Origin of the sequence: Xanthomonas sp. WHRI 6108, assembly GCF_040202385.2 — a bacterium.
Classification (GTDB): Bacteria; Pseudomonadota; Gammaproteobacteria; order Xanthomonadales; family Xanthomonadaceae; genus Xanthomonas; species Xanthomonas arboricola.
The window spans coordinates 3766517-3787192 of record NZ_CP168198.1; the positions used below are offsets into that span (position 1 = coordinate 3766517).

13 protein-coding genes and 1 riboswitch are annotated in these 20676 nt (G+C 63.0%); of the genes, 7 read left to right on the forward strand and 6 right to left on the reverse strand.

Going from position 1 to position 20676, the window contains the following annotated elements:
- Nucleotides 1–68 precede the first annotated feature (68 nt).
- The 3 genes from ABQ039_RS15840 (at nt 69) to ABQ039_RS15850 (ending at nt 2473) form a co-directional block, all read left to right on the forward strand.
- A complete protein-coding gene (locus ABQ039_RS15840) occupies nt 69–1166 on the forward strand; it encodes a type IV secretion system protein (protein ID WP_104568005.1) in 1098 nt (365 codons plus the stop codon).
- A gap of 45 nt (nt 1167–1211) precedes the next feature.
- Nucleotides 1212–1739, forward strand: a complete 528-nt coding sequence (locus tag ABQ039_RS15845) for a DUF4189 domain-containing protein (RefSeq protein ID WP_184611282.1) — start codon at nt 1212–1214, stop codon at nt 1737–1739.
- Between the two features lie 314 nt (nt 1740–2053).
- Nucleotides 2054–2473, forward strand: coding sequence for a hypothetical protein (locus ABQ039_RS15850; RefSeq protein ID WP_225874103.1), 420 nt, complete (start codon nt 2054–2056; stop codon nt 2471–2473).
- Nucleotides 2474–2790: 317 nt separating this feature from the next.
- On the opposite strand, the gene ABQ039_RS15855 is transcribed toward ABQ039_RS15850, so the two are convergent.
- Nucleotides 2791–3315 carry a hypothetical protein gene (locus ABQ039_RS15855; RefSeq protein WP_054593075.1) on the reverse strand — a complete coding sequence of 175 codons (525 nt, stop codon included), beginning with the start codon at nt 3313–3315 and terminating at the stop codon, nt 2791–2793.
- A gap of 249 nt (nt 3316–3564) precedes the next feature.
- Between ABQ039_RS15855 and ABQ039_RS15860 the strand changes: the two genes are divergently transcribed.
- The gene (locus ABQ039_RS15860) at nt 3565–5592 is read left to right on the forward strand and encodes a sodium-translocating pyrophosphatase (RefSeq protein WP_054593074.1); all 2028 of its coding nucleotides are present in this window, start codon (nt 3565–3567) and stop codon (nt 5590–5592) included.
- A 273-nt stretch (nt 5593–5865) separates the two neighbouring features.
- Here the strand turns inward: ABQ039_RS15860 and ABQ039_RS15865 are convergent, their stop codons facing one another.
- Entirely contained in the window at nt 5866–6348 is a 483-nt protein-coding gene (locus ABQ039_RS15865; RefSeq protein WP_184611284.1) for a hypothetical protein, read from the reverse strand.
- 198 nt (nt 6349–6546) lie between these two features.
- Here ABQ039_RS15865 and ppa point away from each other — a divergent pair, with 198 nt between their 5' ends.
- Complete coding sequence (gene ppa / locus ABQ039_RS15870; protein ID WP_005990841.1) at nt 6547–7083, forward strand: inorganic diphosphatase; 537 nt, start codon at nt 6547–6549, stop codon at nt 7081–7083.
- Between the two features lie 113 nt (nt 7084–7196).
- Nucleotides 7197–8345 carry an HDOD domain-containing protein gene (locus ABQ039_RS15875; protein WP_024940091.1) on the forward strand — a complete coding sequence of 383 codons (1149 nt, stop codon included), beginning with the start codon at nt 7197–7199 and terminating at the stop codon, nt 8343–8345.
- A gap of 289 nt (nt 8346–8634) precedes the next feature.
- On the opposite strand, the gene ABQ039_RS15880 is transcribed toward ABQ039_RS15875, so the two are convergent.
- The 4 genes from ABQ039_RS15880 to thiC form a co-directional block, all read right to left on the reverse strand.
- Entirely contained in the window at nt 8635–11478 is a 2844-nt protein-coding gene (locus tag ABQ039_RS15880) for a TonB-dependent receptor (RefSeq protein WP_349778672.1), read from the reverse strand.
- A 48-nt stretch (nt 11479–11526) separates the two neighbouring features.
- Nucleotides 11527–12420 (reverse strand): AraC family transcriptional regulator, encoded by an 894-nt coding sequence (locus tag ABQ039_RS15885; protein WP_024940093.1) that lies wholly within the window; start codon nt 12418–12420, stop codon nt 11527–11529.
- A gap of 110 nt (nt 12421–12530) precedes the next feature.
- Nucleotides 12531–14864: a winged helix-turn-helix domain-containing protein gene (locus ABQ039_RS15890; protein WP_184611286.1), complete on the reverse strand. Its 2334-nt coding sequence runs from the start codon at nt 14862–14864 to the stop codon at nt 12531–12533.
- A 424-nt stretch (nt 14865–15288) separates the two neighbouring features.
- Complete coding sequence (gene thiC, locus ABQ039_RS15895) at nt 15289–17166, reverse strand: phosphomethylpyrimidine synthase ThiC (protein WP_184611288.1); 1878 nt, start codon at nt 17164–17166, stop codon at nt 15289–15291.
- A gap of 114 nt (nt 17167–17280) precedes the next feature.
- Nucleotides 17281–17378, reverse strand: a riboswitch (TPP riboswitch).
- 432 nt (nt 17379–17810) lie between these two features.
- On the opposite strand from thiC, the gene ABQ039_RS15900 reads away from it, so the two are divergent.
- Entirely contained in the window at nt 17811–20582 is a 2772-nt protein-coding gene (locus ABQ039_RS15900; RefSeq protein WP_154833377.1) for a TonB-dependent receptor, read from the forward strand.
- Nucleotides 20583–20676 lie beyond the last annotated feature (94 nt).

Genomic DNA, 20676 nt, shown 5'->3' on the forward strand with positions numbered 1-20676 from the left:
AGTCGCACCCATGACTGCCCCAATGCCGACTGTCGGCAGCCCGGTGTGCGCCGCGTGCGACAAGCCGGTTGCAGCCGCTGGCGGACGCCAACCTCGGCGACTTCGTTTTCTTCAAACTGGTCAGCGATTATTTCAACCGGGAAATACAGCAGTTCGGCCTCGATTTGATGAAGGAAACCATGAAGTGGGTCAGCACGATCGCGCTGACGGTAACCACGCTCTGGATCCTGATTCTGGGCTACCGCATCGCCACCGGGCAATCGCGCGAGAGTGCAATGGCCACCATGATCAAGGCGGCCAAGGTCGCCATCATCATTAGCGTGGCCTCGGTGGTCGGGGCCAACGGGGCCATGCTGCATCAGACGATGACCCAGAGCCTGGATAAGGAAATCCACGGTCTGTTCACCGGTGACGACGGCAGCACTGCCGAGGATGCCATCGATGACAACCTGGCCTACACCCAGATCGCCTTGGCGGCGCTGGATGCCGTCAGGGTGGATGCCAGCGAGCCTGAGATGCTGGAGAAAAAAGGCAGGGCCGTGATGCTGGCGGGCTTCGGTACCGCCAGCCCACCGATGGCCGCGGGGGCGATGCTACTGCTGTTCAAGTTCACCATGGCTTTCCTGATCGGCATCGGGCCCATCTTCATCCTGGCGCTGGTCTTCGACCAGACTAAGGACCTGTTTAAGAAGTGGTTGTTCTACGTCATTGGTACCTTGTTCTCGATGGCCATGCTGTCGGTGGTCACGGCCATGGTGCTCAAGTTCACCGCGAAGGTGGCCGCGGCCTACTGGGCGGTCAAGTTCATTAAATTCGGCGATGCCGAAGGCTTGTCCAGCCAGGCCCTGCAACAAGGCGGCATCGGCCTGATCATGACCTTGCTCATCGTCACCGTCCCCACCATCGCCGCCGCCCTATGGCAGGGCAATATGGGCACGTTCATGGCCTACTCGGCGTTTGGGACTGCAGCAAGCCCCGGACCCCAGGGGCAGCCGGCTGGATCGTATATGCTTCAGCAGATAGCGAGGGGCGATCAACAGCAAATAAGTAGGGGAGAAAACTCTGCAAATCAGACAGCGAGAATCACAGGCGAGGTTCCAACTCAAGCATCAACCCCGATAGGCTCACGCGGACAAGCGACACGAGGTAGCGATCAGAGTATTTAGTCGATTCGCCACTCATTTTATTTGTCAATAATAGGTAACGCTGCCATGAGGACCACCCTCTTATTAGCAATTCTGAACTTGCTTGTCCCGATATCTGCCTGGGCGCAAGGCTGTCCAGTGGGGCAATATCAAATCGGAGGGCAAGGGGCTGTAGCTTGCGCACCTAGTCCGCAAGGAAATGAAATCCAGCAGGAGCCCCGCCCCAGCGGGAAATGGATAAAAACCTGGGGAGCAATCGCCAATGACAATAATAATAACTTCGGCGTATCGACCGGAAAAATCAAGAAAGCAGATGCCGAGAAAGTTGCATTGGACAAATGCAGACAAACAAGCCAAAGAAAAGCAAATTACCGCGTGGTTTACGCCTACGAAAATCGCTGCGCAGCAATCTCTGAACCTGCGCGGACCGGATCTCCCACACAAATCGGAAATATACTAACCAGTTACTCTGCCGGCCCTTCGATAGAGGCTGCAAGTAAAGCCGCCATTTCAGACTGCGTAAAGGAAAACTCTGTGAATGAATGCAAGGTGATATATCAGAACTGCTCAGAGCCAATCTTCAAAGCCTATTGATTGATGGATCACAGCATTATTGCCCCTTCTCCAATCCTCCCTTCAAGCCCTGCCTAAGTTTGCGGAGGTCATTACGAACTGATCCCTTTTAAAACAACTCACATCCATCTTCTGCAACTATGGCAGACCAATTGATTTTTGGCTGCTGCTCGATCCATCTACTAGCACCTTTACTGCCGCCTACTCATACTGATCCAATGCAGCGTCGGCACAGCCCTTTGCACGGATCTGCCTCATCGCGTACCGCCGTGGCATGCCGCATAACGCTTAGTTGCTGCGTAGGTAGGTGAGTCGCACCTCATAGGAGTCATGCAGTGGATAGAGCGATCTTCCCCCGTGATGCACATTGGTATTGGTCAGCCGAGAACCCGCACAATCTCCTGATCGTCGCTGTCTTGAGGCTCGCCCTCACCGCCAGTCTGCTTGTCTTAGGATACCGTACAGCCTTCACTGCCCTGCTTAAGCTTGCACATTCTGTGACCATTGTCGGTGCAGTGCTGCATTTTTCCGTTGCGGCACTACTGATAGTGTGGATTGCACATTCAGCGATTGCCTGGAAAAAAGTTGCGCAACCAGGACAAACTGACGGCAGAATTACGATAGCTGACCAGACGATCTTCAACCCGACTGGTATGACCGTGCTGCTACTGCTACTGGCGGTGATTGCGGCATGCATTCCATTGAGGCAATCCCCGAGTTCGGGCTGGTGTTCGGCTTACAGCTCATTGCAGTGATGTTGCACAGCTACAGCATCAAACGCAACGCTGGCAGACTACATGATTCGATTAACCTCTCCTGCACGTTATAGGTTCTGAAAAAACGGGAAACTCAGCTTCTTCTAAATGCCTCACCAAATAGCAGCAGCGTCCGTCTGGCGAGTGCGCAACCGTGTCGTCAGCGACATCTACTAGCTTATAGCGGCTGAGAAAAGTAGCAAGCATCTGCCTAGATACAGATGACGAGCGGCAACTCAGTTATGCAAGTGGCATATGCAACTCACGAGCCCGGCCGCCTCCGTCTGACTACTGTTAAGCAGGCTTGCTCGCCGCTCTTACTGACAGGCCTTGCCTTCCAGCGTCATCTGCGCAGCAAACATCGGCACTTGCGGGATCTTTCCGGCGGCAGCCTGTTGCTTGGCATCTTCCAGATAGATGCGCGACTGGCCTTGGCCATCGAGCTGCGGCTTGGCATCCACAGGCTTGCGCCAGATGCGCACTACCGCCTGCTGCGCGGGGCAGGCTGCGCTGGGGACGCGGATCACGTCGTTGTAGATCCAGCCCGATGCGACGCTGGGCGTGGCCTTGGCGAAATCCACGAAGCGGGCGCGTGGCTGGCAGGTGGGACTGCTGCGCACCACCGACAAGGTATACGGCTGCGCAGCATTGCCGGTGAACACGCCTTCCAGGCGCGCACAGGCTTCTGGAATCTGGCGCAGGGTGTGCACGGCACCGACCGCTTGCGCGGTGCCGGCCGGGCGCTGTTTCAGCTCCGGCGTCGGGTCGGCAGCGAGCGCATGGGCGCTGAGCAGCACTGCAGCGATGGTCACGGCATATGTTGACGCGGCATGGTTGGACATCGTCACTCCTGGATCGGCTCGATCACGTTGGCCGCAGGCTGTCATGCCGCGACTGAACGACGCGCCAAAGCCGCAGTGGTGGCAGCGGCGCAGGCCGCGGCGCATACTCGCCCGCAATCCGGCCACCCGAACATCGCGACGCGCATTGCGGCCTCCATGGCCGTCGAGTCCGTATTCGCCACCCCACTCGCTGCGTGCATCGCCCTTGGTTCGTCCCGACCGGACGACATCCATTCTCTGGGAGGGGTCATGCTGGAACACTACGGGTTACCACTTGCGCTGGGATGTGCGGTCCTGGCAATCGTCTATGGCGGTGTATCGGCACGCTGGGTGATCGCGCAGCCGAGCGGCAACGCACGCATGCAGGAGATCGCCGCCGCGATCCAGGAAGGTGCACGCGCGTATCTCAACCGGCAATACCTCACCATTTCGATTGCCGGCGGCGTGCTGTTCGTCCTGGTCGGGCTGTTTCTGAGTTGGTACACCGCTATCGGGTTTGCGATTGGTGCGGTGCTATCCGGGTTGGCCGGCTATATCGGCATGAACGTGTCGGTACGCGCCAACGTGCGCACGGCCGAGGCCGCACGCCATGGCATCGGCCGTGCGATGGATGTGGCGTTCCGCGGCGGCGCCATCACCGGCATGCTGGTGGTGGGGCTGGGGTTGCTCGGGGTGGCCGGTTATTACGCGCTGCTGCAAGCGATGGGACTGCCGCTGGAGCGCAACCTGCATGCGCTGGTGGGGCTGGCATTCGGTTCGTCGCTGATTTCGATCTTCGCGCGCCTGGGTGGCGGCATTTTCACCAAGGGTGCGGATGTGGGCGCAGACCTGGTCGGCAAGGTGGAAGCGGGCATCCCCGAGGACGACCCGCGCAATCCGGCGGTGATCGCCGACAACGTGGGCGACAATGTTGGCGACTGCGCCGGCATGGCGGCGGATCTGTTTGAAACCTATGCGGTCACCGTGATCGCCACGATGCTGCTCGGCAGCCTGACGTTGAGTGAAACCGGGCCGCACGCAGTGCTGTACCCGCTGGTGCTGGGCGGCGTCTCCATCATCGCGTCGATCGTGGGCGCCTCGTTCGTCAAGGTCAAAGCGGGCGGCTCGATCATGGGCGCGCTCTACAAAGGCGTGGTCGTTTCCGGCGTCTTGGCCGCACTCGCCTACTGGCCGATCACCCAGTCGCTGATGCGCGACAACACGCATGGCGCCACGGCCTTGTACGCCTGCGCATTGATCGGCCTGGTGCTTACCGGCCTGATCGTCTGGATCACCGAGTACTACACCGGCACCCAGTACAAGCCGGTGCAGCACGTGGCCGCCGCAAGCACCACCGGCCACGGCACCAACATCATTGCCGGCCTGGGCGTCTCGATGAAATCCACCGCGCTGCCGGTCATCGCGGTGTGCGCGGCAATCTGGGGCGCGTTTCATTTTGGCGGTTTGTACGGCATTGCAACCGCAGCGACGGCAATGCTGTCGATGGCCGGCATGATCGTGGCGCTGGATGCGTACGGGCCCATCACCGACAACGCCGGCGGCATCGCCGAGATGGCCGAGCTGCCGCCGGAGGTGCGCAACATCACCGACCCACTGGATGCGGTGGGCAACACCACCAAGGCGGTCACCAAGGGCTATGCGATCGGCTCGGCTGCACTGGCCGCGCTGGTGCTGTTTGCCGACTACACGCACAACCTGCAGGCGGCCAATCCTGGCGAGGTCTTCGCCTTCGATCTGTCCGACCACAGCGTGATCATCGGCTTGTTGATCGGCGGCTTGATCCCGTATCTGTTCGGCGCGATGGCGATGGAAGCGGTGGGACGCGCGGCAGGCGCCGTGGTCGAAGAAGTGCGTCGCCAGTTCCGCGAGATTCCCGGGATCATGGCCGGCACCGCCAAGCCCCAATACGACCGCGCAGTCGACATGCTGACCCGCTCGGCGATCCGCGAAATGATCCTGCCTTCGCTGCTGCCGGTGGTGGTGCCGGTGGTGGTCGGGCTGCTGCTCGGCCCGCGTGCCCTGGGCGGCCTGTTGATCGGCACGATCGTGACCGGCCTGTTCGTGGCGATTTCGATGACCACCGGCGGCGGGGCCTGGGACAACGCCAAGAAGTACATCGAAGACGGCCACTTCGGCGGCAAGGGCAGCGAGGCGCACAAGGCCGCCATCACCGGCGACACGGTGGGCGACCCGTACAAGGACACCGCCGGACCGGCGATCAATCCGCTGATCAAGATCATCAACATCGTGGCCCTGCTGCTGGTGCCGCTGCTTTGAGACCGACCTATCGCAAGCCGCGGGTCGATCGAAGCTGATGGAAGCCGGCCCCGGAACGTGCCGACTCACGTTCCGGGGCCCAGGCGCCGTACCCCGGGGCCGTGCGCCGGTGTGCGCCGCGTGCCGGCCTGCTACTGACACGCGACAGGCCTGCGGTAATGATCCCGCGTGCCGTATCGGCTCGCACGTGCCGACGCCGGGCAGGTCCGGCGCCCGCATGCAATCGCTGCACCGGGCAACACACCGCGCCACGGCTTGCGGTGCAAGCGTTCCTCAGAGGCAACCGATCAAGCCGTCATAGATCGGTGGCGCCCCACCGGGCAGTGGCTCGAACAGCGGATTGTTCACCGCCAGGGTGCGGTACATCTCGTCCAGACGCGTCCCTGCCTTCACCGGCGCCGTGCAGCGCCAGACCCGACTGTCCGAGCGCAGGTACCCGCTGCCGGGGTCGACGCTGACCTCGCTGGCCCCGAAGGTCCAGATGCAGCTGCGCACTACCCCGCTGACCCGATGCACCGAGCAACGCAAGCGCAGCGGCTGGTAGTCGCTGAACTCGCCGCCGCAAAAGGTGTCGCCACAGATGTTGTCGAAATCCTGTTCCAGCCGCTGCTCCAGATCGACAAAGGCTTCCCAGCCTTCGCCATTGGCGGGCCAGTCCACCGCATCGACGAAGGTCGGCGCCGGCGTCGCCGCAGAGGCGAGCTGGCAGGCACCGGAGAGCAGCAGCACAACGAGCAAACGCACAGGCTTGAACATGGCAGTTCCCGAGCAGTGGAGGAGTCTGCAGCGTGCGCCGCGCCGCGGGGCGCGACGATCGGGGACCTTCCCGGGATGAATGCGGGCTATGCCGCACACGGCGGTCAGAACATTGCCCATTCAGTGTCGCTGCACCGCAACAGCCGAACGCGTAGAATCGCGCTCCACACACTAGATGACGCCTCGGGAGTTACGCGCATGGGTCTTGAACTGGTCACCTCCGGCAAGAATCTGCCGGAAGAAATCAACGTCGTCATCGAAATTCCGAAGGATTCGGAGCCGGTCAAGTACGAGGTGGACAAGGCCAGCGGCGCGATCTTCGTCGACCGCATCCTGTCCACCCCGATGCGTTACCCCTGCAATTACGGCTATGTGCCCAACACCCTGTGCGGCGACGGCGACCCGGCCGACGTGCTGGTGGTGCTGCCGCTGCCGCTGGTGCCTGGCTCGGTGGTGCGTTGCCGTCCGGTGGGCGTACTGCGCATGAGCGATGAGGCCGGCAGCGACGAAAAGATCCTGGCAGTGCCGATCGAGAAGATCTTCTCCGGCTACGCGCATATCGAGGACATCAACCAGGTGTCCAGCCACTGGATGGAGCGCATCGGCCATTTCTTCGAGCATTACAAGGACTTGGAGAAGGGCAAGTGGGTCAAGCTGGATGGCTGGGGCGGCGCGGCCGAGGCCAAGCGCATCCTGGTGGAGTCGGTGGAACGCTATAATTCCGACGCACCCTGATCCAACGACCGTGACGCAGCCCAGCAACCGCGGGGCGATCGGGATCACGCTTCCGGCGTGATCCCGGTGACCGCCGGCGGCAGATTGGGTACATTGCCGACAGCGTTTGGCCGGTGTCTGTCACCGGTGACTCTTGGGGAAGTGTCTTGCGTATTCTGTTTGTTGGGGACGAAGCCAGTCTTCCGTCCGAATTGAGCGACTATGTCGCCGATCTGGGTGATCAGTGGCAGGTGCAGCAGGTGGCCGACGGCAATTCGGCGATCGAGGCGGCCGCGTTATCGCCGTTCGACGCGGTCATTGTCGCCCCCGTCCTGCCCGATCTCACGTCCGCCACGTTGCTGGGGCAGATCCGTACGCTGCGCCCGGACACCATCCGCATCGCCCTGATCGATGCCCAGGATGGTCAGCGCACCCCGCCGGCTCGCATCATTGGCGTGGCGCACCGCTTCCTGCCGGTGCCGCTGGCCCCGGAAGTCCTGCTCGAAGCCATCACCAGCCTGGAAGAACTGCGCGATCTGCTCGGCAATCCGCGCTTGCGCGCCGCCATTGGCCGGATCGAAAAACTGCCGTCGCCGCCGCATCTGTATCTGAGCCTGATGCATGCACTGGAAGAAGACGATGGCGCCGACGCGGCCGATATCGCCAAGCTGATCGCCGGCGATCCGGCGATTGCCGCCAAGGTGCTGCAGCTGTGCAATTCCGCATTCTTCTCCGGCGGCCGCAGCATCACCGATCTGCGCACGGCAGTGACCCGCCTGGGCGTGGCCACGCTGCGCGACCTGGTCCTGGCCAGCGAAGTGTTCTCGGTGCAGACGCTGACCCCGGCCGAGCGCAATGCGATGCAGCGCCGCGCCCTGCTCTCCTCGCGACTGGCCGCCAAGGTGTTGCCGCCGACCAGCGCAGAACTGGGCTCCACCGCCGCGCTGCTGGCCGATATCGGCTTGTTGCTGCCCGGCGTGCGCGACGAGCGCGAGCCGCCGCTGGAAGGCGGCGACGACCGCCTGGGCCATACCGAAGCCGGTGCTTACCTGCTCGGCCTGTGGGGCCTGCCGATGCCGATCATCGAAGCGGTGGCCTTCCATCGCCACCCGCAGCGCTCCAGCCTGCGCAGTTTCTGGGTGACCGGCGCGGTGCATGTGGCGACCGCATTGGCCAGCGGCGAAACCGTGGACGAAGAGTACCTGTCCAAGGTCGGCGTGCTCGCCCGCCTGCCAACCTGGCGCGAACAGGCCGATACCTTGCTGGGGCTTGCTGAGGCTTGAGCTGCCTGTGAATGAAAAAAAAACGCGGCGAAAGCCGCGTTTTTTTTTGCCGCACCACTGCAGCAAGGCCGCATTGAAACGCAGCCGCTGAAGTGCAGCCGGCACCTCCTTTCCGATCGGCGGCTTGCCACATCAGTGCAGATGTCATCAGTGATGGCAGTGGCGTCGGCTGACCGTCGGCACGGTCGCTTTGATCATGAGGGCCGCAGAGGCCTGCATCGCATCCACCTCACCATAAAAAAAGGACGGGCCTTGCGGCCCGTCCCTCATGCTACAGCGCGTCGATGGATCAGAAACGCTGGGTGTACTTCATGTACACGAAGCGACCGATTTCGAAGCCGCCGTAATAGGCGAAGCTGCTGTTCGGTGCCGAGTACTGCAGCGGACCGCGGTGATCGAACACGTTGTTCGCGCCGAGTGCGATCGTTGCATCCCACGGTGCCTTCCAGTTGACCTGCAGGTCGTGGAAGGTGTTGGAACCGGTGTGGCGCAGCGGATCGGATTCGCCGTTGGCGAAATGGTCGGGGGCGTCGCAATAGCCCTCGGCCAGCGTGATGCAGCTTTCCTTCATGCCCGAGTAGTAACGCAGGGTGTAGTTGACGCCGAAATCACCCAGCGCCCAGTTCACGCCAACGTTGGAACGCACGCGGAAGATGCCCGGCTCGCCGACGCGGCCGATCATGATGGCGTTGCCCGCGCTGTCCTGGCCGGCTTCGTCGTACTTGCTGACGTAGCTGGTCTGCCAATCCAGGGTGAAAGAGCCGATTGCAGTTTCCGGCAAACGGTACTTCACGCCCAGGTCGTAGCCTTCGGTTTCCATCTGGCCGAGGTTGGCCACGCCGTAGGTCATCGAGGAGATATGGCCGTCGGCTGCACGCGTCACGCCTGCGCAGCGCTCCGAATTGCCCAGCACGTAGCAGTCGCGCAGGATACGGTCGACGCTATCGGCGATGATCATGTCGTTGATCTCGTAGCGGTACCAATCCAGCGAGATATCCAGGCCCTGCACCCAACGCGGGCTCCACACCAGACCAGCGGTCTTGCTGGTGGAGGTTTCCGGCTTCAGGTTCGGGTTGGCACCGCTGACGAATTCGTCAGGCGTCTGGCACGGGTAGGTCGTGCAAGGCACGAAGCCCTGACCCAGCTGGGTGTAGCCCAACGGTACGCCGGCATTGGTGCAGGCTGCATTGCCATTGACGCTGTTCGGAGCACCGACGCCGCAGGGATCGATGTAATCCTCGAAGCTGCTGCTCAGGCCGCCGTACAGATCGCTGATGGTCGGCGCACGGAAGCCTTCCGCATAGGTCGCACGCACCAGCAGGTCTTCCAGCGGACGCCAGGTCAGGCCGAACTTGGAGTTCAGCGTGTCGCCGAAGTTGCTGTAGTCCGAGTAACGCGTCGCAGCGTTGAAGGTCAGTTCCTTGGCGAATGCGACGTCGCTCAGCAGCGGCACATTCAATTCGAGGTAGACCTCGTCCAGCGAGTACTCACCCTGCGTGGTCTTGGCACCCAGGCCCGTGCTCTCGCCCGACTGCGCGAATGCGTCAGGAGAGAAGCGGCCTTCTTCCTTGCGGTGTTCATAGCCGACCGCAATGCCCAGGTCGCCAGCCGGCAGTTCAACGATCGAACCGGACAGGTTGGCAGTGAAGCTGGTGGTCTTGGTCAGGCCGGTGTCGGTGAAGGTGGGGAACAGGAATTCCTGCAACGCCGGATCGGCGAGCGAGCCCTGACCTGCAACGTTGTACGGCAGCAACGGGTTCCACGGACGGCACGCCGACAGCGGGGTCGGGTTGGCAGCGGCACCGCACTGTGCAACGCCCTGGCCGTTGATGAAGGACGGGCCCAGTGCCTGACGCGATGCGATCAGGCTCATGTCGCCACGGCTGCGCTTGGTGTTCTCGTTGCGATTCCACAACGCGCCAACGTCCCAGTCCCAGGTCTTGCCACCGAGATCGAAGTAGCCGCTCAAGGTCGGCGCAAAGCGCAGGGTCTTGAGCTGGTTTTCGGTGGCGCGCGGCACTTCCCAAAGGCGGCGACGGAAATCGACGTCCTGGCCAACCGGATTGAACGCGCTGCCGGCTTCCAGCGGCGTGCCGAACGAACCGGACTGGTACGGATAACCCGCGATCTGTCCGTCGGTCGTGCGCTCGTTGTAAGCGATGTCGGCGTTGAAGGTGATGGCATCGGCAACGTCGTAGTTGACGTTGGCAAACACCGACTTCCGCTCGATACCGGTCTGCACCATCATCTGCTGGTTCGAGTTGGCGTACTCGGCCGGGGTGATGGGGTGATAGTCGGCCGGGTTGTTCGGGTTACCACCGGCATTGAGGGTCTGCCACACCGCGGTGTCCGGATCTGCGCAGTCGACCTGCAGCGGATTGCACCACGAGCCGTTCTGGCTGATCGGGCTCCAGCTGTTCGGGGTGGAGTTGGGACCACGCGAGCCATCGCGGCTGAACCAGCGGTTCTTGGCGAACACCGGATCCTGCTTGGAGTACTCGGCCGACAGCGTCACGCCGCCGCGCTCGCCCTGCGAACCGACAGTGAAGGAGTACTGCGTGGTATCGCCGTCGCCCTGACCGAACTGGCCGAACTGCACGCTGGCTTCAGCGCCGTCGAAACGCTTGCGGGTGATGACGTTGACCACACCGGCAATGGCATCGGAACCGTAGATGGACGAAGCGCCATCCTTCAGCACTTCGATACGCTCGATTGCCGACATCGGAATCTGGCTGAGATCCTGCAGACCGGAGGTCGATGCACCCAGACGCTTACCGTTCACCAGCACCAACGTACGCTGCGCGCCGAGGTTACGCAGATCGACGTAGTAACCGCCGACGTCTTCGCCCGACGACAGCGCATCAGCGCGCGAGATCGCCGGCGAACCAGCGGAGGTCAGGTTCTGCAGCACGTCGGCGACGGAGGTCAGACCCTGCTTTTCCAGTGCCTGACGGTCAAGCGTCAAAATCGGCTGCTGGGTCTCGACATCGGCGCTGCGGATGCGCGAGCCGGTGATCTCGATACGGTCCAGCGTGGTGGTCGATTCTTGCGCGACGGCAAATGCCGGCGTCAACGCGATCGCAATACCGGCGGGCAACAGGCCCAGCCGCACTGCGGAGGTGCGAAGGTTCATCAATCTCTCCAGGGTTCGTTAGTGGCGCGTTAAGCGCCCCTGTGCAAATTACGATTGCGTGAACATCGTCGCTTTGCGCGTCACGTTCCGTGGCTTTGCCGAATCTGGCGGATTTGTCGTTTGGTCGCGGTAATGCGATGCGGAGACACCGAAACGCGCACGAAATGCACGCGCAAAGCTGCAGCAATTGTCGAACCCGCTTGCGGCCGCAACCTCACCGATCATCATCGAGGTATCGCGCAGCAGATCGGAGGCGCGTTCCAGGCGCAGGCGCGCCGACAGGGCCTGCGGGCTTTCCTCGTACAGGCTCTGGAACGTCTTGGACACATACCAACTGGAGAAGTTGGTCAGCTGCGCCAGCTCGGCGATGCGCACCACGCGGTCGCTGTTGCCTTCCAGATACAGCCGCGCGCGTTGCATGCGACCGAAGACCTGACGGCGACGGCTGCGCGAACGCCCAGGGCAGCGCTGCTCCTGCGCGATGAAGTCGCGCTGCATCGCAGCCAGATGCAGCAACAACGGGCGTGCCGATGCACCGCCGCTCTGCGCAGCCGCGTTACGCCACAGACGCAATGCAATGCGCAGATCGCCACGCGACAGCTGGCTGCGTCCCGGATACAACGTGGCGTCGGTCAACTCGGCCAGCGACTGCAGACTGTCGCCATCGAGGCTGACGCCGACACAGAGCGCGCTGCGGTCGGCCTGTACGGTGGGATGCGATTCCTTGTCGAAGGCGATCCAGTCGCCGGCGCGCAGACGGAAGCGCCCTTCCTTGGACTCCACCCAGGCGCGGCCGCGCAACTGCACCCACAGCGTGAACGTGGCCGCGGCGGTCCGGATGCTGCCCAGGCGGGAGACCGCCAGACAGGTCGTCGACGTCGGCTCGCTGGCACCGTCCAAGGAAAGTGCGAGCCCGCGATCTGCGGTGATGACCTGTTGCATGGTGGCAGCCCCCTGTACAAAAGAGGGCGTAGTGTTTTGCCGAATCTGGCGTCAGTCAGGAAGTTCCGACGAAGGTCTGCCGAAATTGCCACGAAGTCTTTCCGAAAAACTTACGAAGCAATTTTCCTCAACACGATCAACAGGTTGGATATCACACCCAACGGCGTGGCCAGGCGCTCCGGCAACGCCATGAAGGCAATCGAGCTGCCGTCTTCTTCTGCCAATGCCACATACAACGCGCCGCTGCGCTGATCCACGCTGAAACCATTGATGGTGGTGTACTTGGCCGCATCCATGCAGCGCCCGACACCGCCGCGCAGGTCGCTGTCATAGGTGGCACAGGCGTCGGTGGACGACAGGTAATGCAATTGCCCGCGCGCGCCGGGAGCCCAGCTGCGATAACGCCAGCGCGATGGCTGCTGCGGATCGACCGGTCGCAAGGTGTCGGCGGCCAGCGACGGGGCGACCTGCCATAGCCCGCCGCCGGTCAGACGCGTCAGCAATACCTGGCCGCTGGCGCGGTCCAGCCGCAACTGCGAGACGTCCTGCAGCGACGCCAGCGCGCGCCATGGAGCACTGCGTCTGTCGTAGAGCGTGGCGAAGGTGCGCCCGTCATCGGCGGCAGCCACCACCAACAACCGATCGGGATCGGGAACATGGATCGCCTGCAACGGCCGCGGCTGCGGCACCGGGAGCCGCAGCGCCTTGCCGGTACTCGGGGTCACTTCGAACAGTGCCGCATGCCCGTGCGCATCGCTGCCGCTGACCAGCACGCGTTGCGAGTCGGCCGACCAGTCGGCGGCCTGGCGCGCATCCGGCCGCAGGCCTTCGATCAGGCGCACCGAGCCGGGCTTGCCGACATCGCCCCACCACAGGCCGTACGCACCGGAGCGATTGGAGGCAAAGATCAACTGGCGCCCGTCCGGCGCGATCATCGGCTGATCGTCGCGCCCGCTGGAAGGAAACAGCCGGCGGCGAATGTAGCCGCCATTCATGGGGTCGTGAATGACCTGATAGACGCCAAATTGCGGTTTGCGCTGCACGAAGACCAGATGACCATGCGCCACATCCGGTGCCTGCGCATCGTCCACACCGAGGTCATGCAGGCTGCGGTCGACCAGATCGAGCCGGTAGAGCCGCGCTTCGCTGTCCACACGACGCCCGAAGATCAGCCCGCTGCCGTCGGGCAACCAGCTCCAGCCACGGATATCGGCGTTGTCGTGGGTCAGCCGCTCGGCGGTTCCGCCGCTTGCCGGAATGCGCCACAGATCGCCAAGCTGCGGATTGCGCAGAAACACGATCCAGTGCCCGTCGGGCGAATAGCGCGGCGTGTAGTCAAAGTCGCTCGACTGCGCGCTGTAGCGCAGCGGCTGCCATTGGCCGGTTTCCAGATCCAGCCGCCGCATGCGCGGCGACCCGTGCATGCCGGTCATGCTGCCGAACAGCAGGGCACGGCCGTCCGGCGACCAACTGAAACTCAGCATGTCCGCGCCATCGCAGCGCGCCACCTCGCGTGCGGCAGCCGGGCCGTTGGCAGCAGCGATCATGATGCGGCAGCTGCCATCGGGCGCCTGCCGCGAGAAGGCGATCTCGCGCCCATCCGGTGACCAGGCCGGCAGCCGATCGGAAATACCGGCCGCCGGCGTGTCCAGCACGCGCGGGTAGGCGTTGTTGGTGGTCTTGACCAGGATCGAGGTGCCTGCGCGATCGCTGGTCAGCGAGGCATAGGCCACCATCGCCCCGTCCGGCGACAGGCTGGGCATGAGATCGAAGCCGCCGCCCGCAGTGATGATCTGGTACGGGCGCTTGGGGCTGCCGAGCACTGCCGAGGCCGCTGCCGCGTCGCGATCCGGCGCGCGCATCCACAGCGTCCGCGCCGCCAGTCCCAGCACCACCAATAAGGCCACGCTGGCCACTGCCAAGGCCATCCATCGGCGCTGCCGCACTGCAGCCGACGCAGGCGGAACCAATGCTGGAGGCTGCCGGGTGACCAGGCTGCGCTGCAGCGCGGTAGTGGCGGTGACGCCGGCGGTGCGGTTGCGCTCGTCGGGCTCGTTGTCCAATGCGGTCACCGCCGTTGCGGGCGCGGCAACATCGGCCGGACCGTCCGACGGCTGCTCCCACGCAACCGGGGCCAGCAGCCGATAGCCGGTCTTGGCGATGGTCTCGATATGCTCGAAGCGCTGGCTGCCGTTGCTGGCCAATGCCTTGCGCAGCTGCGTGACCGCCTGGGTCACCACGTCGTTGGTCGGCAAGGTGTCGGGCCAGACCTCGGCCAGCAGCTGCTCGCGCGTCACCACCTGGCCCGGCTGCCGCGCCAGCGTCAGCAATACCGCCAGGGATTTTGGTGCCAGACGCGCGGCGCGCTTGGCACCGGGCGCGTGCACTTCGCGCGAGGCGACGTCGACCACGCATTGGCCGACACGTAACCGGCCCGATGGCATGGCATTAGCGGGAGGAACACTCATCGGCAAGAAACACGCATCGGCATGCAAGGACTACAAAGAACGCAACACGCACTTCGCGCGAAACGCCAAATTCAGCAAAGGACCACAACCAACTGTGTCATGCATCCATTTGGTGCAAATTTTACTCTATGCCTCGTTGCTTCCCTACGACAGGTGGCGACGTCAGGCTCTCTCTCTCTCGCCGACGAATTCAAATAATTACGATGTCCCCTTCGCGCCTCTGGCGCGATTTTTTTATCTGCGATTCAGGAAAATGCCGCGAAATGCTTGCGGGCTGTAACCGCTTGCAACGCAGTCACCGCGCGGCACTTGCGTACCACGCTGCGATCTGACTAAGCCGAAGCTGAATTTTTCCTAAGCAGCCAGTCGGTCTGCTGCAACGTGACGATGCTGCCGCATGTCACGTGGCGCGATACACCTGCGCGCCTTGCGCCAGAAACTGCGCCGACTTCTCTTCCATTCCCGCCGACAAGGCATGCGCCTCGCCCATACCGTGCTCGGCCGCGTAATCGCGCACGTCCTGGGTGATCTTCATCGAGCAAAAATGCGGCCCGCACATCGAGCAGAAGTGCGCCAGCTTGTGCGCCTCCTTGGGCAGGGTTTCGTCGTGAAACTCCCTGGCCTTTTCCGGATCCAGCCCGAGATGGAACTGGTCGTCCCACCGGAATTCGAAACGCGCCTTGCTCAAGGCGTTGTCACGCACCTGCGCACCGGGATGCCCCTTGGCCAGATCCGCAGCATGTGCGGCGATCTTGTAGGCCATGATGCCGTCGCGTACGTCCTGCCGGTTGGGCAGGCCCAGATGTTCCTTGGGCGTGACATAGCAAAGCATCGCGGTGCCGAACCAGCCGATCATCGCCGCACCGATGGCGCTGGTGATGTGGTCGTAGCCGGGCGCGATATCGGTGGTCAGCGGCCCCAGGGTATAGAACGGTGCCTCGCCGCATTCGCGCAGCTGCTTGTCCATGTTTTCCTTGATCAGCTGCATCGGCACGTGCCCCGGACCTTCGATCATGGTCTGCACATCGTGCTTCCAGGCGATCCTGGTCAACTCGCCCAGCGTTTCCAGCTCGCCGAACTGGGCTGCATCGTTGGCATCGGCAATGCAGCCCGGGCGCAGGCCATCGCCCAGCGAAAACGCCACGTCATAGGCTTTCATGATCTGGCAGATGTCTTCGAAGTGCGTGTAGAGAAAGTTTTCCTTGTGATGGGCCAGGCACCACTTGGCCAGGATCGACCCGCCGCGCGAGACGATGCCGGTCACCCGCTTTGCCGTCAGCGGCACATAGCGCAGCAGCACGCCGGCGTGGATGGTGAAGTAATCCACGCCCTGCTCGGCCTGCTCGATCAAGGTGTCGCGAAAGATCTCCCAGGTAAGCTCTTCCGCACGCCCGTCGACCTTTTCCAGCGCCTGATAGATCGGCACCGTGCCGATCGGCACCGGCGAATTGCGGATGATCCATTCGCGCGTTTCGTGGATGTGCTTGCCGGTGGACAGGTCCATCACCGTGTCGCCGCCCCAGCGGATCGACCACACCAGCTTTTCGACCTCTTCCGCAATGCCGGACGACACCGCGCTGTTGCCGATGTTGGCGTTGATCTTGGTCAGGAAGTTGCGACCGATGATCATCGGCTCGCTTTCCGGGTGATTGATGTTGTTGGGCAGGATCGCGCGGCCGCGTGCGATTTCGTCACGCACGAATTCCGGTGTGATGCATTGCTGGATCGCGGCACCGAAGGCTTCGCCCGGATGCTGCTTGCGCAGCATCGCGTCGGCCACCGCTTCCAGGCGCTGGTTTTCGCGGATCGCCACGAACTCCATTTCAGGGGTGATGATGCCGCGCCGCGCGTAATGCATCTGGGTGACATTGGCACCCTCGCGCGCCACGCGTGGCAGGCGCCGCGCAGGAAAGCGCACCGCATCCAGGCGCGCATCGTGCTCGCGGCCGCGGCCAAAGCTGGAACTCAGGCCATCCAGCGCCACGGTATCGCCACGCTCGGCGATCCAGCGCGCGCGCAGCGGCGCCAGACCGGCGGCAAGATCGATCGCGGCATGCGGGTCGGTATACGGCCCTGAGGTGTCGTAGACGCTGAGCGGCGCATTGTCCTCGCCACCGAACAGGGTCGGTGTGCGGGTCAATGCAATCTCGCGCATCGGCACCTGCAGGTCGGCGCGCGAACCCTGCACGAAGATCTTGTGGGAGCCTGGAATCGGCTGGGTCACAGCCTCGGACAGCGACTGGGCTTGTTGCTGCAAAACGGTCGGCGCGGCATTCATGGCGTTCGTCCTGTGTGCTGGAAGACCAGCACCCACGGCGCTGGCCCTGCGAAGGATTCGCAGGCGGACGAAGCGGCGGCGCTCAATGGCGATGCGCCCGTACAGGCACGGACCATCGCATCTAACGAAGCTTCCCTACGCCGGTATCAGCCGGATCAGGTTCGAAGGGACTATCTCAACCGCAGCGCACTGCGGTACCCCCACTTCGGCGGCGATTAAACCACATCGCACCCTGCGCGGCTGAAAAAAATATCGCGGGGCGTCGGCAACGCGCCCGCACCGAGTGCGCCAGCGGCGCATGCCGTTCTGAGCAGCGAACGCTGCCCACCTGGCAGAGCGTGCAGCAGTAGCCTCGCCTTCCACAGCGACATATGTCTCCGCCTGCCACCGCAGGTCGGCGGTGCACACGTGCGGCGTCCGCACGGCATTGCATGGCGCGCCCGCGCACTGTGCGCGGCGCAGCGCAACAAGGCGCCGATTGGCGAAAAACGGTGGCGACACCCGCTCGTTAAATTCCCGCTAAGCCTGCGTGTCGTGTCGATGAAGACGTATATGCGCAGGTGCCATCCAACGGGGATCGCGCTGTCGTTCCTCCTCTACCGGGAATCGCCGTACACATGACTATGTCCACGCTCCACCCGACCCTGCGTCGGGGCTCGCTCGCGATCGCCATCGGCCTGTGCATCACCACCAGTGCCGTTGCCCAGGAACAGACCGACAAGAGTCCGACCAATCTGGACAAGATCGAAGTCACCGGCTCGCGCATCCGCTCTGTCGATGTGGAAAATTCGCAACCGGTGCTGGTGCTCACGCGTCAGGACATCGAGAAGCAGGGCCTGACCTCGGTGGCCGACGTGCTCAAGCGCATCCCCTCCAATGGCGCAACGATGAACTCCACCGTCAACAACGGCGGCGACGGCTCGGCCACCGTGAGCCTGCGCAACCTGGGTGCCTCGCGCACCTTGGTCCTGGTCAACGGACGGCGCTGGGTGTCGGGCCTGTCCGGCTCGGTGGATCTCAACACCATTCCGTCGGCCATCGTGGAGCGCGTGGAAGTGCTCAAGGACGGCGCCTCGTCGATCTATGGCTCCGATGCCATCGCCGGTGTGGTCAACATCATCACCCGTAGCGATTTCGATGGTGCCGAAGTCAATGCCTACGTCGGCCAGTACGGCCAGGGCGACGGTCAGCGCACCTCGTTCGATGCCACCGTGGGCGCCACCAGCGAGCGCGGCAATCTGGTGATCGGGCTGTCCAGCGTCAAGGAAGATGCGGTGATGGCAGGCGACCGCGAGATCTCGGCCGAGCCGGTGTATGGCGCAGGGTCGTCGGCCTACAGCAGCTACTCGGCAAGTGGCCGTCTGCGTGCAGGTGGCAACAGCGGTGCCTGGACCGTGTTGCCCGGCAGCGCAACCGCCAGCGGCGACAGCAATTATCCGCGCTACGGTCTGGACCAGTACACCGCCTTCAATACCTCCGACTACGGCTACAACTATGCCAAGGACAATTACCTGGTCACGCCGCAGAAGCGCGATGCCTTGTACGTGCAGGGCAACTACGCACTTACCGATAACGTGCGCTTCAAGTTCGATGGACTCTACAACCGCCGCCAATCGTCACAGCAGCTGGCCGGCTTTCCGCTGGCCTCGGTCAACACCGGCATCCTGATGAGCGGCGACAGCTACTACAACCCGTACAACAGCGCCTACGGCGGCGACGGACGCGATGTGGGCTGGTCGCACCGGTTGACCGAATTCGCGCGCACCTACCAGCAGGACGTCAAGACCTCGCACGTGTATACCGGGCTGGAAGGCGACTTCCAGTTTGCGGACAGGCAGTTCAGTTGGGATGTGGGCTTTGCGCACAATCAGACCGACCAGACCGAAACCCAGTACGGCGACGTCAACCTGCTCAACCTGGGCAACGCGCTCGGCGCATCCGCCATCGTCAATGGCACCCTGTCGTGCCTGGACAGCGGCGGCGCAGTCATTGCCGGCTGCGTGCCATTCAACCCACTGTCGCCGGCCGGTGGCGTGACTCAGGAGATGCTGGACTACATCCTGTTTACCGCGCACAACACCTATCAGTACAAGAACAGCAGTTTCACCGCCAACCTCACCGGCGATCTGTTCGAGCTTCCTGCCGGCTGGATGAGCTTTGCCGCCGGCGTCGAGCATCGCGAGGAAAGCGGCTTCTCCTCGCCGGATGCGTTGATTTCGGCCGGTTACACCTCGGGCAATTCGTTTACGCCTACCTCCGGCTCGTACACGCTCAACGACTACTACACCGAAGTGGCGATTCCGCTGCTGAAGGATGTGGCCGGTGCGCAATTGCTGGAATTGAGCGCAGCCGTGCGTTACTCGGACTACAACACCTTCGGCAGCACCACCAACAGCAAATTCGGCTTCAAGTGGAAGCCGGTCGCCGACCTGTTGATCCGTGGCAACTACGCTACCGGCTTCCGCGCGCCATCGATCGAAAACCTGTACCTGGGCGCATCGGACAGCTTCGATACCTATTCCGATCCCTGCTCGACCAACAGCACCTCCTACACCGGCGCGATTGCCGCCGCGTGCGCGGCCGGCGGCGTACCGGCCAATTACGTAGCCGAGTACAACAGCGCCAGCGGCAACTCCGGCCAGACCATCTATCCGTTCACCTACACCAGCAACGCCAACCTGCAGCCGGAAAAGTCCAAGAACGCCACGCTCGGTTTCGTCTACAGCCCCGCCTCGGTGCAAGGCCTGGATGTGTCGCTGGACTGGTGGAAGATCAGGATCACCGACGCCATCACCGAATTCAGCGCCAACCAGATCCTGTCGCAGTGTTATCAGTTCAATGTCTCGGCGTTCTGCGACCTGGTCACCCGCGATGCCACCGGCGCCATCACCGGCCTGGTGATCCAGCCGGTGAACGTCGGCGAGCAACGCATGGAAGGCTACGATTTCACCGCGCGCTACAAGCTGCCGCAGACCGCGATCGGCCAGTTCATGCTGACGCTGGATTCGACCTACGTGGCGGTCAACGAGCAGAAGCAGGACGACAATTCGGCCTGGGAAAGCTACAACGGCATCTACCACACCGATAACCCGAACTGGCGCACGCGCGGCACGCTCACCCTGGACTGGAGCTACGGCAACCTGGCCGCCAACTGGGCCGTGCGTTACTACTCGGGCATGAAGGACTACGACTCGGAGCTGGACGACACCGGCAATTATCGCCACGTCGCGGCAACTGCGTTCAACGACATGCAGGTGTCTTACCAATTGCCGTGGAATGCGACTGTGCGCGTGGGTTTGAACAATGTCTTCGACCGCGACCCGCCGGTGGCGCTCAGCGCCTCTGCCAACTCGTTCGATTCGGCCTATGCCATCCCGGGACGCTACAGCTACCTGCAGTACACCCAGCGCTTCTGATCGCGCGCCCTTGGGCCGCCGGGCCCGCTGGCTGGATACGCCGGTTGTCACAACGGCCTCCCTCGGGAGGTCGTTGTGCATGTGCCAGGGCTGA